At 44.4% G+C, this 18293-nt stretch carries 6 protein-coding genes and 2 pseudogenes; 4 read left to right on the top strand and 4 right to left on the bottom strand.

The features are described 5' to 3' along the window. Positions 1-324, bottom strand: a pseudogene (locus tag JGK14_RS32175) (DUF4114 domain-containing protein); the annotation flags it as partial. 95 nt (positions 325-419) lie between these two features. On the opposite strand from JGK14_RS32175, the gene JGK14_RS32180 reads away from it, so the two are divergent. After that, positions 420-1265: a pentapeptide repeat-containing protein gene (locus tag JGK14_RS32180; RefSeq protein ID WP_293220711.1), complete on the top strand. Its 846-nt coding sequence runs from the start codon at positions 420-422 to the stop codon at positions 1263-1265. A 46-nt stretch (positions 1266-1311) separates the two neighbouring features. After that, a complete protein-coding gene (locus JGK14_RS32185) occupies positions 1312-2217 on the top strand; it encodes a pentapeptide repeat-containing protein (protein WP_293220708.1) in 906 nt (301 codons plus the stop codon). Between the two features lie 167 nt (positions 2218-2384). On the opposite strand, the gene JGK14_RS32190 is transcribed toward JGK14_RS32185, so the two are convergent. The 3 genes from JGK14_RS32190 to JGK14_RS32200 all read right to left on the bottom strand — a co-directional run bounded on the left by JGK14_RS32190 (position 2385) and on the right by JGK14_RS32200 (position 15061). Beyond that, positions 2385-7976, bottom strand: a complete 5592-nt coding sequence (locus JGK14_RS32190; RefSeq protein ID WP_325315930.1) for a DNA/RNA non-specific endonuclease — start codon at positions 7974-7976, stop codon at positions 2385-2387. Between the two features lie 47 nt (positions 7977-8023). Continuing rightward, positions 8024-12721 carry a DUF4114 domain-containing protein gene (locus JGK14_RS32195; protein WP_325315931.1) on the bottom strand — a complete coding sequence of 1566 codons (4698 nt, stop codon included), beginning with the start codon at positions 12719-12721 and terminating at the stop codon, positions 8024-8026. Between the two features lie 987 nt (positions 12722-13708). Beyond that, positions 13709-15061 carry a proton extrusion protein PcxA gene (locus JGK14_RS32200; protein ID WP_293208988.1) on the bottom strand — a complete coding sequence of 451 codons (1353 nt, stop codon included), beginning with the start codon at positions 15059-15061 and terminating at the stop codon, positions 13709-13711. A 52-nt stretch (positions 15062-15113) separates the two neighbouring features. On the opposite strand from JGK14_RS32200, the gene JGK14_RS32205 reads away from it, so the two are divergent. Together JGK14_RS32205 and JGK14_RS32210 are read left to right on the top strand one after the other, a co-directional pair. Continuing rightward, entirely contained in the window at positions 15114-17327 is a 2214-nt protein-coding gene (locus JGK14_RS32205) for a recombinase family protein (RefSeq protein WP_293208985.1), read from the top strand. Positions 17328-17699: 372 nt separating this feature from the next. Then, positions 17700-18293: pseudogene (locus tag JGK14_RS32210) on the top strand (RNA-guided endonuclease InsQ/TnpB family protein); the annotation flags it as partial.

An 18293-nucleotide genomic window follows, 5' to 3' on the forward strand; every position in this document is an offset into this window, starting at 1 on the left:
ATCTCCGACTATGCCTGATTCTTCTTGCAGCCAAATCGGATTCCAAGTGCCGGTTGCGTCAGGAATTGCTCCTTTTCGCAGGAAGTATGCCACAGTTCCAGGTGCTAATCCGGCGGGTGCTGGTATTGCTAACTGGGCGGGTATATTCAGGGAGTTATCGCTAAAGTTTAAGTTGAAGGCCCCTGCAAATTCAAATCCCGGTGGTAGTGGTAGGGACAAGTTTTGTTGGTTGACTGGGGCAATGCTCACTGCTGTGTCTTGCTTTAAGGCACCGGGGGCTATCATTACTGTTGATGTGCCGTCTGTTGAGCTGATGACATTCAATAAGGAAGGCTATCCCAAGTATTTCCAATAGATTCTTGACTGGGAAAGCGGTATTATTAACACTATCAACCGATTACAAATTAAGGGTTAAAGTTATGGATGCTGAAGAATTACTTAGAAGATATGCCAATGGCGAGAGAGACTTTGCTGGGGTTGACTTGAGCAATGCTAATTTGAAGAAAAGCAAGCTTATTGATATCAATCTCACCAAGACCAATTTAACAGATGCTGACTTGAGTGGTGCTGAGTTGATGAATGCTAACTTGAGTGGTGCTAACTTGATTTCTGCTGAGTTGATGAATGCTAACTTGAGTGGTGCTAACTTAAGCGATGCTAACATGGATTGTATTGACTTGAGGGACGCTAACTTGAGCAATGCTAACTTGACCGAGGCTAACTTGGAGGGTGCTCAGTTGATTAATGCTAACTTCAGTGGCGCAAACTTGAGAGAAGCTTTCTTTCGAGGGGCTGACTTGACTGGAGCTAATCTAAGTAGTGCCTGCTTAGAAAACGCAAATTTGGACTCCGCTGACTTAACTGATGCCAACCTCAGTGGAGCTAATTTGAAAAATGGTTGTTTATGTGGGATCCACTGTGAAAACACTAACCTCAATGGAGCAGACCTCAGCGATACAGATATCACTGAAGCCTACTTTGAAAAAGCGACTCTAATTGGCACGAATCTAAGTAATACCAAGTTGCATCAAACTGGGTTTTGGAATTCTGACCTAACTGGAGCCAATTTCAGCGGTGCAATTATGGATGAAACATCGTTTGATGGTTCAAATCTCAGTCACGCTAATCTGATGGGGGTTCAGCCAGAACCTAGTTTGATGGCAAAGAAGGTTAGGCTCATGGGAAAAGGGTTTGAAGAAGCTATCTTATGTAAGACTATCATGCCTGATGGCAGTATCCGAAATGATAATTGTACGGATCGATGAATGAAAAACATTACTATAAAACGATTACAAATTAAGGGTAAAAGTTATGAATGCGGAAGAATTAATCGGACGATATGCTGCTGGTGAGAGAGACTTTATTGGCGCTAACTTAAGGAACATCTGTCTGATGGATACTTTTCTAACGGACATCAACTTACGTAGTGCCAATTTAGAAGATTCTTTATTAATGAGAAATTTTCTGATTAATGCCAACTTAACTGGTGCTAACCTGAAAAAAGTTAATCTTTCAGATTCATATTTAATGAATGCTAACTTAAGTAATGCCAATCTCAGTGATGCTAATCTCCATCAAGCTGATCTAACAGGTGCTGATTTAACAGGCGCTGATTTAACAGGCGCTGATTTAACCACAGCTCAATTGATTGGTGCTAATTTAATTAATGCTAAGTTAAACAATATTGAAACTAATAAATCGACAATTTTTCATCATACTATTATGCCTTCGGGAAGTCGAAAAATGGATTCGGAGCGAGGCTTAAGTGGTGAAGAATTCAAAAGACGCTATGCAGATGGACAGAGAGAATTTGCTGGAATAGTCTTATATCGAGTTAACTTAGAAGGTGCTAACCTACCTAATCTGGATCTGTCCTATGCTCATTTCAGTCAAGTTAACTTGCGTAATGCTATTCTGGAACCTTTTAGTTGGGACTCGGCACGAATTATTTATTGCGACCTTAGAGGTGCTAATTTAAAAGGTGGCAATTTTACTAATACCAGGTTTATTCACTCTGATTTAAGAGAGGCGCAACTTTTCGGCGAGGCAACCTGTACCAGTTTTATAGAAGTTAGCTTCCAAGGCGGTGTATTCCTATATCATGGACAGTCACCTCCTTTCTGCTATAACGTTACTTTACCAGATGGGGAATATATGGCTGGATGTAGCGATTGCTATCAAAAAACTACTCATATCAAAAAAGATGGCGAGTTTTAATGTTATGAGGATGGGATTTAAGCAAGGTCGCTAAATATAGTAAGGGTGAAGACCTGTCGCCCTTACCACATCTTAAAATGTTATAAATTGCGTAAATTTTATCCTCATTATTTTTACCCAAAGCCAACTCAGTAAAACTGCTTCAATCAAAAACTAAAACAGAAAATCTAGACTTTTTCTAAAAGATTTTTTTGTACACTTTTGTCAGTAACATTTGAGAGAAAACTAAAATCAAAAGGTGTATTCGAGCCGGGAATAGGCCTGTTGTTAAGAAGAGTTTGAAGTTGTAGCAAGGTAATTCGCCAAGTTGCCACGTTTCTCCATTGTTCAGGGCTTTCGATGGGTTGACGATTTCCCCCTAAGAGTTGATTTAGAGGATGTTCTTGAGGCCAAGATTCTGGTTCTGAGCGGTTAGGAGTTATAAATGTAAACATAAGTGTTTCAGAGGTAATTTCAGCATTTGGTTTAGGCAAAGCCATAATTGTTTTCCAGGTCCATTCAGGAATCTGAATATTGTTCTCAAAGTTTTGGGGGTTTGTATTCCCTCTGTTAATAAAAATACCATTGTTTGTTAGTTGATTTAAGAGTGCTGGAACATTAGTTTTTTTCTGAGTAGTCCAATTATTTCCTAAAGCACCGGCAATAATATAAAGTTCTTGCCCTTGCTGAACACGATCCTGTACTTTTTGTTCAATATTAAACCAAGCAGAGGCAGTCAATGGATTTGTAGAAAACAATCTATTATTGTCCATAGATTGTGCAATTAAATTAGTCCCCATATAGGTTTCTATGGCATCTTTAGAGTTTCTGTTTCTGTCTCGATCAGGAATTAAATGACCTTTATCCATTCCTACCCAAGGCTGCCGAAATATAGTACCATCAATTTGAGGCAGGTTAGAATTTGCTGAAGTGGGCGACAAAAAAGGATCTGCTATGAACTGGATGTCTGTTCTTGTACTAGATGGTACAGTCCACGATTTATTAACTTGCCAACTCACCCAGTTAGAAAGTTTTGTTTGAGTATTGTAGGATACTACATATCCTGGTTTTTCAATCAGTAAATTTGTTGGTTGTTCTTGAGTTAAATCCCATCTAGCGTTAGTAGGGTTGCCAAGCTTGAGGTGTGGACTATTGAAAAATACATTATCTATGATAACATTTGCATTGTCATAACCTTCTAGGCTAAACGTCAGCTTAGCTGGTTTTCCTACAGATTTTGCGAAATCTTCGTAAGCCAGTAATTGCAAGGGTAACTGAAAAGTTTCAAATCCTGTTCTTCCAAATCCAATACTATTGATATTCTGGCTATATATTTTTCTGATTTCATCGACATCTTCTTTGTTGGCCTCAGCTACATTAACGGAATCCTGAGCTAGATTTATTCTCTTTATTGGTATGTTTACTCCTTCTACTTCAAGTTTTACATTGAGTATTCCACTTCTGCTGGGAGCGTGAATATCAAACCGCAAATTTCCCCAATCATTTAGCATAAAGCGATTATGGGAGATGCTTTCACCACCTTTTAACTTCAGAGCATAATTGGGTTGATAATCTTGAGCTTGAGAGTTAATACCTAATAAGCTCAAGTAATTGGAAAAATTGGGAGATTGTTGAGCTATCTGACTCCACTCTACAAGGTTGTTTATAGGTGACACCAAAGTAGAATTAGCACCATTATGAAAAGACCACCCCGGAATTTCCTTAGAGATTAAATTCCGACCGAAATTTTCAGCAGAACTCTTATTAGGAATAAACTGGTCAAAATTGCCATTAAACAGAGTAGGAACCGCATAATCCCCCCGCATACCAGCAGAAAGAGTATTATCAAAACTCACCGGAACGCGCCCAGTAGAACTCAACGTCCGCTGGTCTTTACCTCCACCCAAAACAGAATAAAACCAACCCTCACCAACCCCTTCACCATTGCCATTATCATACCAAGGTTTAGCTGCCGGGAAATTCGGATCGAACAATTCGGGTAAACCCATTTTACCCAACATATCGTTAACTGCTTGAGGCTTCTCAGAAGCCTCCACATGAGGATACTGAAGTAAAACTTCCTCCAGGTCTAAATCAACCGTCCCAGCATACCATCCAAATGCTCGCTTGTGCGTCCCTCCTACAAAATCATCCTTAGTAAATCCAATTCGACTATTTATCCGATTTGGTTCCCCTTCACGAGTACCGAGTAAAATCTCTCGGTCTGCCTTCCCTAAAGTAACACCATTAGCTTTAGGAAAATTCAGTCCCGCAGGTTTAGGATTCTTATCCAATTCCTCTTGTGGAAGTTGACCCAAAGCACGACCGTTGGGAGTAGCAGTCAAACCTGCGGGATCTGCCACAGTCTGATAATAATTATCAGCAAACGTAACATTATTCCAAGCTTGAACTTTTGGTTCGTAGAAATCGCTGAAATTTGTGCTGATAAAGTTCGGTAATTGTAAATTCAAACTAGGTTGGTAGAAATCGTGCGGGTCGATTGTTGTCATTTGGAGGTCTCGGTTAGCCATAGATGTTCCACCAGCTTGGGGGAAGAAAGTCCCTAAACGCTGTAGGATTTCGCTATTAACCACAGTCCCGCGACTAAAACCCATGAAGTGCATGGGCGAATTGAATAAATCTCCCTGCTGGCGAATCAGCTTCCCTTGGCTATCGTACAACCGCTTTAATTGATTGCCTTCATACTCTCCAACGCCACCCCCCAACGCCAGATCCAATTGCACCATAGAAGCAAACAAAGCATCAGCCGCGCCCTCAGAAAAGCCAACGTCAGGAATAACTGATTCTCTGTCCAACGACCATTCATTCAGCAATACTAACGGTTTGTTCTTGTTGAGGTATTTAATCTCCTTTCCATCTATAACTACACCTTTTTTTAAGTTATTGACCAAAGTAGAGAGATAATTAGGTTCGCTGGTGTTAAGCCCCCCCGTCAAATTAGTTATCTCCCGTCCCTGTAAATCTATAGGAATCCAGTTACCTGTAGGCTTGTCGTAGCGCATAATTAACCCGCTGTTTTCCGGTGTATTGCCGCTAACAGTGGCAATTTTATTTGCCATTTGGAAAAAGGAATCAGGAATCCCAGATTGGTTAGGCAAAAGTGTAAAACCATGAGTCAATACGCTCACGCTGCTGAAAGGACTGTTGCTATCAGGAGGTAGGGTTTTAAACTGCCCCAAATCTTTGGTCACAGCGCCGCTATTACTCACAGCTTCAACAGCAAAATTGTAGTTCTGCCCCGCAGTAAGACTCCTCGGTAGCGTGAAGTTAGTGCTAGTATTTGCGGGGTCATTTAAAGGTTGGTTAAGAGGCGTAATCCCGTCATGACCGTACCACTTACCAGTATCTTTCTTCCAAGTCGCTGTCAGAATTCGGTTGGGATTGAAATCGTCATAACCGTTCCAAGGCTTGGAAAGAAGTTGACGCTTTTGTGTTTCCGAGAATCCGGGAAGGAGTGCCGAATCTGATAAATTGACAACCTTATCCCAAGGCAATAAGCCCTTCCCTTGCTCGAAGGTACTGACAAAAAGATTAACCTCTTTCACATCCTCCCAACCCGGAGCAAACTGCCATTGAAAAGTAGGAGTCAGGTCACTTGTAGTTGCACCAGGCCCCTTCAAATTCAGCCAGTCAGTCGGTGCAGAACTCAAATCCCGTAAATTACCTCCAGTACCGACTGGTGCGCGTTTTGTACCCAACGGCACCCCATAAGTAAACTGATTAGCAGGTCGGTTCTCCTGAAGAATCCCATAGTCAGCAGCAATACTAATTGCCGGATTTATATCATCAATAGGAACCCTTGTGAAATCAGCCGCAGTCACAGACCTCGCCGTAGTAGCATTGAAGAAAGGAGACTTAACACCCCTGTCAAGACTATCAATTTTGAATTGACCAGGATTGTCCAGAGTTTTAATCATTTCCTCAACATCGAAAGCATAAACGCTCCCGCTACCACTCAGAGAAGGATAAGAGCCATAAAGGTATTTGTTATCATTTGATAGTACCAAATCGTTAGTAAGAGTCTCTGGAATAGGTCTGGTAGCACCGATTAATTGAGGATTTGGCCCCAAGGGGTCTTTAATAATCCCAATATTTCCCCCAGAACGCACATCTGCAGAAGGGTTAATACTTGCAGAATTGCGACCAGCCACAAACCCATACCGCCCATCCCGCGTTACAGTGACAGATACCCCCTCATTCACATCAAAATAATCAGTAGGAAAACCCAAACTTAAAGGAGCATAACTCACAGAAGCAGTAAAGTTAAGAGGATCGTCCGAAGTAATTTCCAACACCCCAAAACCAGGCCCGTCATTATTCTGGTCAGGATTACTTCGATTCAATCCGTTTGTGAACACCATTTTCGTCGGCTCATTCGTAGCTGATATTCCCTCGGTCTCCGAAATAGTAGGAATAACTCCGATTTGTTGATGCCACTTACGAGGATTGGAATTCTCATCCTTCGGTCGATCCTTCGAGTCAATATTGATTGCATAAATCCGACGATTAGGCACTTGCTCATTATTATCAGAACCCGTGCCGAACAGCCGCCGCCCGTCACTACTAATTGCCAACTGACTCAACCCTAATGGTGAAGTGACGTTAATAGTCTCAACTACTTTGTGATAAGTTGCCGAGTTAGGGTTGATGTCAAGGACGTAAATTTTCGCTTGATTCAAGTCGCCAATGTAAGCATAATCGTCTCTAGGACTGATGACTATTGACTTGGGTCTAGCGCCGACCGGCAGGATAATGGGATTGACGCCTGGGGTATTTGGCACAGTATCTACCTGTCGCAGTACCATTGGATCGACCAATGCCACTTGACCTGAATTCCTCAAGGTTGCGTAAACGCGATTTCCGTCGCTAGTCACGGCTGTTGATTCTGCCCAATCTGTGACACCGCTAGTCCCCACAGGAATTTGAGCCAACAGCAAGTCCTTGCTGTTTGTAGTATCAACTACTGATTCGGGGTTTTTACCGTTGAGAACCGCTACTCGGTCAGAACCGCCCAAGGCTGCAAAGACGTACTCTGCCCCCTCTGGCAGGCGAATTGGATTGCTGTTGTACTGGATTTCTTTGTATACTGGTGTAACGCCTTTTTGCTCGACGATCTGGTTCTGCTTCCTCTCCAGCACTACGTTTGAAGCGCCTAGCACTACTGTATCAGGCACTTTAACTGCTACTTCATACTGATTGCCTCCAAGAGAGCGGCTGCGTGTCGGTACTACAGTCCCCTCATACATAGAGTTACCAAAAGAGAACTTAACTGTCAAATCTTCAAACTTACTGCCTTTGGAGTCGCTGGCGTTGTTGACTAAAATGTTGCCCCCGGTCAGAAATAAGAGGGGCTCATTGTTCTCAAATTGCTGGTTGTTCTCATCCTTGAATTTCAGCTCAGCTTTTTGGAGGACAGGAGGTGTTGTGGGGTCAGAAGAAGTCGGGGCTGGCATATTCAAAGCTGCCTTAAATGTGGCAGTACCCTCGTCGTTTCGCTGGACGCCTACCTCTGTTATGACGGGAAGTCCCACCTTGGGGATTGCTACTACCTGTACTGAAGATATGTCGCGAGTTACGGTAAAGGCTGGGGTGGTAACGAATTTGTCCGGGTCGATTAACTGACCGATATTTCCCAGGGGGTCAATGATGCCAAAAAATGCTAGGGGGAAGTTGTAGTTGAGGGTAAGCTGACCTTTGACTAGGGTGGCGCTGCCTGTCGGACTGGAGTAGACTACTGCGTATTCGCCCGGTCTGACCACACCTGGATAGGGAGGAGACTGGGTGCGAATGTTGCCGTCATCTCCGACTATGCCTGATTCTTCTTGCAGCCAAATCGGATTCCAAGTGCCGGTTGCGCTGCAAATTCAAATCCCGGTGGTAGCGGTAGGGACAAGTTTTGTTGGTTGACTGGGGCAATGCTGACGGTTGCATTCTGTTTGAGAGCGCCCGGAGGTATCATGACTGCTAGGGTTCCGTCGCTTGAGTTGATGATGCCACCGTCGGTTCCCAAGGCGGTTGTGCCGATTTTCGGTGCTTCGACTCGAACTGGAATGGTGGCGGATGCGGTGCCGTGAATGGCTGTGACGGTGGCATCGCCAAGGCCTACTGCTGTAATGGTGCCGTCGGGACTGACGTTGAGGATGTTGCTGTTGTTGCTAAAGTAGCGTGTACCTGTGCTGGCTGCGGTTAGGTTGGCTTCGGTGAAATTGGAGTTTAAGCCGAGGGACAGTTTCCGCGTTGCACCGGGTGTCAGGGAAACGGCATCTGGGTAGGGGTCTAGTCCGTACATTTCGGCTAGTATCTGATGCAGTTGAGCGTCTGTTGTCGGTGCTGGCATCGTCCCAATTCGGATTGGGGTGACTGCTTGCAAGTTATTTCGACTTGCACTCAAAACTGAAGTACCGTTGACCAAACCTGTCACTTTCCCCGTTGGATCAATTGGCGCTATTTCTGGATTGAATGAAGTGTAAGTTAGATAAGAATCTGGCAGCACTACACCTTTTTGGTCGGCAAAATCTCCGAGCACAATCAATTCCGTATTTTCTCCTGCATCCAGTCGGGGATTGCGCTTCACAAAATCTAGATTTAGCAGAGGAACATCGCTGACGTTGACTGTCACCCGCGCGGGCGTTGAACTCCGAAAAGCGTCGCTGGCAAGGAAATCAAAGCTGGCAATACCGGAGAAACCGGATGCTGGTTTAAACGATGCTTTGTTAGTTAAGGGATTGAAAATTACTGTGCCGTTTACTGGATTGAGGACGCTAATTGTCAGAGGGTCGCCTTCTACATCTGTGGCAAGATTGTCTAATGAAATAGTTGTCTCTAATTCTGTATAAGTCCGAGCGCTTGTCGGTGAAACAACGGGCGGATTGTTGTTTGAGTTGGAGTTATTGAAATCATCGAGTAATTGCTGCCCCAAAGTTGTATTGCGCCACTCCCTGTTGGGGTTGATAAGCGTATCGAGACTGGGCGCGCTGCCTGTAGCGCCACTGATTTTAAAGATTACGTCATTGTAGTCGCCGTCTGTGGCAGAACCTGCCCACATATCTTCGAGGGCAAAAGCGTTGCCGTTCCCTGTAATGTCGGCTATTGGGAGCAGGTAAGATGTATTGTTGGGATTGGCAGATCCAATGGAGAGTAAAGGACGGTGTTCGGGGAATATGTCTCCCAGCCACGGGTGTTGGTAGGCTAGCTGCACGCCGCCGCTAGGTACGAGCATCACCGCGAAGCTGTCTCCCGGTGTCATGTTGAAGGTTTTGATGCCTTGATATTGTCCCGCACCGAAATCGGATTCGGACGGCATCGCACCGGTGAATTTTGCCCCTTCTGTAGAGTCGTGGATTACAACGTGTCCTAATGTTGAATTGGTTAGAACTCTCCTGGCTGCTTCGGCAGTGAATTCAGGAGTACCGGGGATGAATGCTTCCATGCCGGTTAGGCTGAAAATGCCTAATTCTCCCTCATAGTAACCGCCGTCAAATGTATAGTCAAACTTGACTAATCCTGTTGCGCCTACGATAAATGTGCCTGGTGTTTGCGAATTAGCTGTTACTGCAATTGAGAGCAAAGTTGCGGAGTTGCTGGTACGCTGTATCGCAGCAGGTTGACTTTCACTTATGCTGTCGGCAAATTGAGTGGGTTTTTCTACTAACAGCAATTCATCGCTTGGAGTTGCAGCGGATTTTGAAGGCAGCAATTCATCGCTTGGAGTTTCAACTGCTTCTGGTGTGAAGGTGACAGCGATGTCTTTAAGTGTATCGACAGCAGAGACGCCAGCTAAGAAGTCTGTTTCTGGAGACAATTGTTTGGCAACGCTTGAAGCGAGAAATTCTGTATTGCTGCTTAGCAATTGCCCGCCAACATCGCCAGTTATGGAGTCTGTTTGTTGTGGCTGTTGTTCGAGAATTCTGGGAATGGGCGAGTCTGTTTGCAGCAGAGATTGTTCGATTTGTTGGGAAGCGGTATCAATTACAATTGAGTCAGCTTCTGCTGTAGATTGTTCGATCCTTAAAGTTCCAACTGCATTGGTTTGGCTCCCTTCACCAGTTGCTGGTTTGGTAACATTCAAGTCGGTACCAACTGGCTGTTTTATAATTGGATTAACATCAACATTGATTGTAGAAGTATCTCCGTTTTCTAATGCTATTGTGGTTGTCGGAACCTCAGTGATTTCTGCTATTGTGGTTGTCGGAACCTCAGTAGTTTCCCTTGATGTTGTATTTGTTGGTATTGCGACAGGTGTGATTTCAGATGCACCAATTTTTGTGTTAGCGTTCGTTGGAAGAGTTAAAGGCTGAGCAGGGGAAAATGAGGGTTGTTTATCGGAGTTGTTTGTTGGGACAATCGCGAGATTTGCCGATGGTTTTTCCGCAGCTAATTTGTCTGAACTAACGGTAGTTTGAGATTTATCGTTTGAGTTAGTTGCACCCTTAACTGCAACATTTGGGGGTTGTTTGTCTGAGCCTAGCTTATCTGAAGGAACAGCAGTTTGAGATTCTTTGTCTGACTTGGTTTGATTGACAACTGCAACATTTGATGATTGTTGTTCATAAGGAGTGCTGCCGATTGAGGGAAAATTGGGACTAGCAATAATCGTTTTTGCTGAATCTGTTGTTGGAACTGACTCAGATATTTCTGATGAATTTGCACTTTTATTTGGTATTGTTGGCTCGGCAAAAGTCTGCTCAATCTTCTCTTGAGAGGGCTTAGTTGTCTCGGCAGTGCCAACACTAATAACGGTTGGGCTAGAAGGTGCTAGTTCTGTTTTTTCTTGCGGTTTTTCTTCTAAACCTGAAACAGCCGTAGGTTCTTTTATTTGCGTTGGGCTGCTGTCAGATATACCAATACTTGATGGTAATGATTCTGCTTTTGACGGTTCTTTGCTGCCTGAATTGTCTACTATTGATGCTGTCTGAGGTTTTTGGGCATCAACATCAGGTGTTAATTCTGTTTTATGCAATTTGGAAGTGTCAGAGCTGATTATTGATTCTGTCTTCGGTTTGCCTGCATCAGCACCTATTGGTTCTGTTTTTGGAGATGATTCCTTGTTTGATTCAGTAATTAGTGAGTCAGTTTTCGGCGATTCTTCAGACGTTGTGGCAATTACTGAGTCGGTTTTTGGCAAGTCTTTAGGCGGATTAGCAATTACCGAGTCGGTTTTTGAGGTGTCTTTGGGTGCCGTCTCAATTAGTGAGTCGGTTTTCGAGGTGTCTTCAGACGTTGTATCAATTACTGGATCGGTTTTCGAGGTGTCTTTGGGCTTTGTATCAATTACTGAATCAGTTTTCGAGGTGTCTTTGGGCTTCGTATCAATTACCGAGTCGGTTTTAGTCTCTGCTGTGGAAGCAGAACCCATCAATTTTTTAGCTAGCTCCGAGTGGCTGCTTTGCTGTTCAGAATTAATGAATCGACTCAGGGGTGCGATTTTGGATGTAGCGCCTGTTATTTTAAATATGATATCGTTGTAATCGCGGTCGCTGCCTTGACTTACCCCCATGTCTTCCATGACAAAGAGTTTTCCTTCTCCTGTAATGTCAGCAATTTGACCGATATTAAAGCCGTCGTTGGGGTTGGTTGTAAAGATTGAAAATAGGGGTCGTTTGTCGCCGGCAATTGTGGGATTGTCGTATACTTGCTGTACTGTGCCGTTGGGTACTAGGAGGAAACAAAAATCGTCTCCTGGTGTCATGGCAAATGTTTTTGTGCCGAGGTAGGCTCCTGAGTTGAAGTTTTCACCTGTGGGATTGGAGTAATACGCTCCTTCTGAATTGTCAGAAATTGCGATGTAACCGGATGGGGAGTTGCTTAAGGCGCGTCGGGCTGCTTCTTTGATAAATGCTTCGGAACCTGGAACAAATTTGTCCATTCCTCGTAGGCTGACGATGGCTAGCTGTCCTTGATACCAGCCTCCGTCGTATTTGTATTCTATGCTGACTTTACCTGTTTGCTCTACTTTGAAGGCGTTTAAGTCGAAGTTGGCATTTTGGTCGGTAATATTGTTCGGTATTGGTTTGGTTAGTTCTTCATTTTTGTTGGATGGTACGGTAACTGGTGGGGTTGGATTTGCTGAGCTGCTGTTTGAAGAACCGGGATTTGTGAGGCTATCTGCGGGTGATGTGTCGGCTGGTACGGTTTTTGATGGTAATAACTCTTGAGATTTAGCAGTTGCGGTGTCGCCGGTGAGCGGGTCTACTTTTTTATCTGTGTTTGAGCTTGAGTCTTTTTTAGGAGTGCTAGTTAGTAGGGAACTATCGTTATGGAGTGAGGATGGTTTGTTGGCAATTAAAGAATCGGCATCGGCTGAGCTTATTTTCTTGGGAAGTTCGTTTGCAGGTTCGCTCGTTTCTTGTTGTATAAGGTTTTCTACTTCGTCGTCTGTTGCTTGGTATGGTAAAGGTTTTGGAGTTGCAATTCCCGGAAGACGCGAGGGTGCAGCAGGAGTAAGTCCGGGATTGACTAGGGGCGATTCTTCTATTAAAGATTCGATTGGGTTGATGCCTGACATGACTTCACTCCTGTTTTAAATATTACAAGTTTGCTGGTATTATTGTTGGCTGTTCTGCTTGGGTATTCGGATACTTTATTAGTTAAAAAATGCCTGTTTTACGGAAACTGCAAATTTGGTGAAACCGACTGTGTTTGTGGGCATCTGAATCAGCGCAGCGGTGGTTTTAGACTAATTAATTGATCGCCCTCATATTTCGTTCAAGATGAATGCGTGAATTCGGGTTTGAATTAATTGTGAGGTGCTTGGTTTTTTTTAGTTGAGAAACTTTTATTAATGACAATCTTCCGTTCTTTTCGGCAGCAGGTCAATCAGGGAAATTACTGATTTTTTTGTTCTATCTGGCACTGGGGGACTGACAGTGTTCGTAGCAAGTTCATGGCAGCAAATATGTGAAGGTTGCTGCTCTTGTTAGTTAGTTTTACTGGTAAATTGTGCTTAACTTGTTGAAGTTTTACGGGTTTTTATGAAAATAATGTGCTTGACTCAGCAAAAATACTGAGATTGTTGTAGAGTCGTATTTTAAGCTTCGTCAAATCTATTGGGTTGAAATTACGCAAAAACTCTGCGATCCTCTGCACGCGCAGCGTTTTCAGGCGCAGAAATCTTTCTCGGTGTCTGGTTCGATCAATATGAGTCGCCTATACCCGAATACGCTTGGGTTAAGAAGCTAATTGCTCCGCGTACACGTCAGTTAATTGAGAACTGCCATAGTCTCTGCGATTGCAACGCTCGTGAGCTGGCAATGACAAGATTTGTTAACTAAACCTAAACCGTATTGGTTCATACTCTGCGTAATACCATTTTGACAAAAGATTGCTACACAATAAATGTTTTGTTTGTTTACAATGATCCTGTAAAGACAGGTGCGTATCTGTTAAATTGTCGATTTTTTTTTAAGGATTGTTGATGGCGACCAACCCTGTAATTACTCAAATATTAAATCTTAAATCGACTGATGCACCCTAGGATAACTGTAGCAGTCGATTACTCGTTCATATTCTTGTAAGTAGCAACCGCCGAAGGTGAACTCCGGTTTAAATAACGGAATATCCAATACTTAAATACCGTATCCAAGATAACTGGAAACGTCGCAATAAACAGAAAGATAAACTGCCTATTTTCTGGTAGTCCCAAATGCCTCGACAAACCTTCGAGAATTATTTCCCAACCGTGTGGCGAGTGGAATCCGACAAACACATCCGTAAACAAAATAATTACGAAAGCCTTTGCACTGTCGCTAAGTCCGTAAACCACATCATCCATGAAAGATTTTAAAACCTCAATCTCTCTCTTGTTAGTGATGAGAATCACGGCAAAGGCAATCACGGAAATTAAATCGGCAAAAATATTTTTAATTGCTCCACCGCTTTCTTTGCGGTATTCCTCCGCTAGCTCAAGTGCTTTTTCGGCAATCTTTTTTTCCTTTTCCTCTGGAGAAAGTGGCGGCGCTATGCCAATTAAAATGTCAAATTTGAGATGATGCTCAAATATCTCCAGTTCTTTTAAAGCTTCTTCTTCCAGGTCAACATTGATGAATAAAGGAGCATTTTGCTTGACTCGAAAGTGGTCAACTACTGGCCCGACTACAAAGTTTTTGGAAATTTGATTTGTTAACAGGGGAACTAAAATTAAAATTAAAATAAATCTTAGAGAAATAACAGTTTTTATTTTAGAATTTCGGAAATTTCTAACTACGTCTTTTTCTGCTTGCGGGTCTAATTCTTTAGTAATTCGATTCAAGGTTCCTAAAAGCGATCGGGGTAATAAATTTACCTCTTCAGAACTCGTGTCAACTTCACCATTAGTTTGATTGAAATTAACTAATCCTTTATTTGGGTGAAGTTGAGAACTGCTTGTAGATTTCGCCTGCACGTTTACCGAACTGACAAGTGGGACGATCGCTGTTGATTTACTATTATTAATATACTTGTCCATGACTCCATCAATAAACTCTAGCTTCTCGAATACCAGGGACGATCGATCTTTAGCGTCTAAACCCAATCGTGGGTGGCGATCCGGGCTGTGTCCCGCCTGCGGTTTTGCGCCCACGCGATCGGGCAATTCCAAAAAAGAACGGCTAGCATTAAACTCAACCATTCTGGTTTGGATGACCTTGAGGTATTTTTGCAGTTCGGATTTAAAGTAAGACAGGGTGCTGTGTCCGTAATCGGACGATCGCTCGGAGATGCCTTGGCCGCCAAAATGCTCATCTTCGATCGCCTTAATTGCTAGCGCAGCATCGTAAGCCTGTTCTAGTGCCCTTTCAGGCGTTTCTCTATACCACTGGTGAGCGCTGTAGAGATATTTTACAAACCTGTTCCACAAAGAAGTATTCATAGCTGGAGCCGATTAGTTAGTAGCAGACATTAGTCATTAAAGTATTGATGGTATGGTAACAAATTTAAATAAACTAAAAACCGCTGCCACAGATTCTATTTGGATTGTAGGAGGCGCCCGCAGTGGCAAAACCGCTCGCTTAGTCGAGCAGTTCTGCCTGTGGAGCAAAACAGTCAAGCCTTTGCCCGCAAACGTTTCAAGCCGCGGGCGTTCCGGGCGCTGGCGGGCGGGACAAACAGCCCCAGCAATCTTAGTCTTAGCAGCTAATGGGGACAACCGGTTGGAATTGGCCGATCGCATCGCCATAGCTACCCAAGGAAAATATGCCTTTCACTCCACAACACCGTTCGGTTTTTTTGAGCAGGAAGTATTGCTATTTTGGCCGCTGCTGTTGCAGTCGCTAGATTTGAAGGCTCAATTTCCCCTGCGGCTGCAACCTGAAACAGAATTGGAACTTGCAGCCAGACTCTGGCGTCGCGAGTTAGACGAAGGGATTTTGCAACAAACAGGGGTAAGTCCAAATCGCATGGTGCGTCGAACTCTAGACTTATTACAACTTGCTGCTGTCAGCGGTACGCCCAGAGAAGAAATTCCCCACATTCTCCAACAGGGATTTGCCGCTGGTGACGGCTCGAATAGCCTGTGGACTAGCATGGGAGAGTTGCTCGAAAGGTGGCGGGAATGGTGCTTGACGCGGGGGCTGCTGACTTACGGGATTGTCTGCGAACTCTACTGGCGCTATTTGTTGCCAAATGTCACTTACCAGCAGCAGTTGGCTTCTAGATATCAAGCTGTCATCGCCGATGATGTTGACGATTATCCGGCCATCAGCGGTCATTTGTTCGATCGAATGCTCGACACAGGCGCAGCGGGGGCCTTTTCCTACAATCGGGATGGAGGAGTGCGTTTGGGTTTGGGGGCTGACACGGAATACCTCGCCCGACTCGAAAGCCGCTGCGGAAGCGTGGAAAATTTGGACGCAAAAGCCGGTTTATCCTCAGAGATTGGGGATTTAGCCGTAAGTTTGGCAGTGAATTCTGAGGGTTTTTATCCTTTAGGCTTGAGTTTACCAGGCTCGGTTCGATCGCTCGAAACCACTTCTCGGGCGCAACTGCTGCGAGAAACCGCCGAAATTATCGTGGATGCGGTGAAGTCAAAAGCCGTGGAAGCGCAGGAAATCGCCGTAGTTGCTCCTGGGATGGATGCGATCGCCCGTTACAGCTTAACGGAAATTCTCGCCCGAGATGGTATCGCGGCCGAATCCCTCAACGATCAGCGTCCCCTATCGACTACGCCAGAGATTCGAGCTTTGCTGACTTTGCTAGCGTTGGTTTATCCTGGACTAGGCCGTTTAGTCGATCGAGACGCCGTAGCCGAAATGCTAGTAATTTTAGGCAGCCAGAAACACCGGGAATTGCCGGAAACAGCAGAAGATAACCCCACTTTCAATCTAAAATCTAAAATCCAAAATCTAAAATCGATCGACCAAGTGAGAGCAGGTTTAATTGCCGATCACTGTTTTTGTCCCGATCTCGATCGACCTCAACTGCTGGAAATTACAGCCTTTCCCCGGTGGGACAGAGTGGGACACCGAGCAGCTTTGGCCTACGAGCAAATTGTAGAGTGGATCGAACAACAGCGATCGCAACAACAGGAGCGGCTGTTACCCAGTCCCATTGCGCTGATCGATCGAGCGATCCAGAAATTTCTCATCAACGACAGATATCTGCCGTTCGATCGGCTAGCAGCCCTGCGAGAGTTAATGGAAACCGCCGCCCACTACTGGGAAATACACGCGCGAATGCAGCGTGTAGAACCCACAAACGGGGGCGACTCAGAAACGATCGCCAGGTTCATCCAGTTGTTGCGCCAAGGAACCGTCACCGCCAACCCGTTTCCAGTCCGTTCCCAAGGCCCAGAAGCCCAAGCCGTCACCCTCGCCAACATCTTCCAGTACCGCAGCAGCCGCCGCGCCCACAAATGGCACTTTTGGCTGGATGCCGGTTCGCCCCTATGGCTGAGCGGCGGTGCGGCGACTTTGTTTGGTGCACCCTTATTTGTGCGATCGCAATTGGGGCGTCCCTGGGGAACCGAAGACGAAACGGCCGCCGACCAACAGCGACTGCGGCGAATTCTGGTAGATTTGTTAAGTCGTTGTTCCGTGCTTTACCTTTGCCACAGCGAACTAGCCGTCAACGGCCAAGAGCAAACCGGGCCGCTTCTGCCTCTAATTAACAGCTCTGTTTCTTGTGAACAGTCAGTTTAAGACATTGGGCAACAGGCAGGAAAGAAAATTATGAATCAAAGATTTTCATTTTTTCTCTCTTTGGATAGATACTCCGGCTTGACTCGCAGTGTGACTTCTAGATGCGATCGAAATTGGGCGAGATAAAAGTGTACCCAAAACAGGCATCAAAACGTGCAATCATTAATATTTTTAGCTCGAAAGATACCAGAGTTTAAAAATATCTATAGGCCTTGCAATTTTGATTTAGTATGCTATAAATGAGCGAGATTATAAGAAATACCCTGAAAACCCTGCGACAAAAGTCCAGGGATGAAAGGGCATTGCAGGATTTATCCTGCCAGTTAAATATTTACCAATTCTAGTAAAATAAATCAAGGAGGGTAAAAAAAGATGTACGCAGTACAAAGAGACCTGTGGCATTTAACAGGACTCGACAAAACCATTGTCGAGCAACTGTTGAGGTGGTCAAACAATCTGTTTAATGTCGGGACTTACGAAAGTCGGCAACGGTACTTTAAGGATAAAGGTGCAATTAAATACCCAGATTTGTACAAAATTGCCAAAGGCAACGAGAATTACGGCTTACTCTACTCGCAAGTCGCGCAACAATCTTTAAAATCGGTCGCTGAATCCTTTAGCTCTTTCCGAACCCTACAAAAGTTAGCGAAGAAAGGAGACCTCAATCAAAAACCGAGGCTACCCAAGTACAGAACTAAAGGGGCGATGTACCAAGTTTCCTATCCTGGTCAAGCTTTAAAAATAGTGGGTAATCGGGTAAGGTTACCTTTGGGAACCAAAGGCAAAGAACACTTTGGGAAAGATGCGCTCTGGGTGACTTTACCAGAAAGACTGAAAGATTGCCAGATTAAAGAACTCAGGTTAATCCCTAGAAATGGCGAAGTCTGGCTTGAGTATGTCTATGAAAGTCTAACTGAACAAGCCGCTAGTTGTAGTCTGGAAGTAACAGGGGTTTTGGGAATCGAC

Origin of the sequence: Microcoleus sp. PH2017_28_MFU_U_A, assembly GCF_020738035.1 — a bacterium.
GTDB lineage: Bacteria > Cyanobacteriota > Cyanobacteriia > Cyanobacteriales > Microcoleaceae > Microcoleus.

Coding starts and splice junctions, on each gene's coding strand:
- JGK14_RS32195 (WP_325315931.1), bottom strand. CDS start 12,721: ATGTCAGGCATCAACCCAATCGAATCTTTAATAGAAGAATCGCCCCTA.
- JGK14_RS32205 (WP_293208985.1), top strand. CDS start 15,114: ATGGTAACAAATTTAAATAAACTAAAAACCGCTGCCACAGATTCTATT.
- JGK14_RS32185 (WP_293220708.1), top strand. CDS start 1,312: ATGAATGCGGAAGAATTAATCGGACGATATGCTGCTGGTGAGAGAGAC.
- JGK14_RS32180 (WP_293220711.1), top strand. CDS start 420: ATGGATGCTGAAGAATTACTTAGAAGATATGCCAATGGCGAGAGAGAC.
- JGK14_RS32200 (WP_293208988.1), bottom strand. CDS start 15,061: ATGAATACTTCTTTGTGGAACAGGTTTGTAAAATATCTCTACAGCGCT.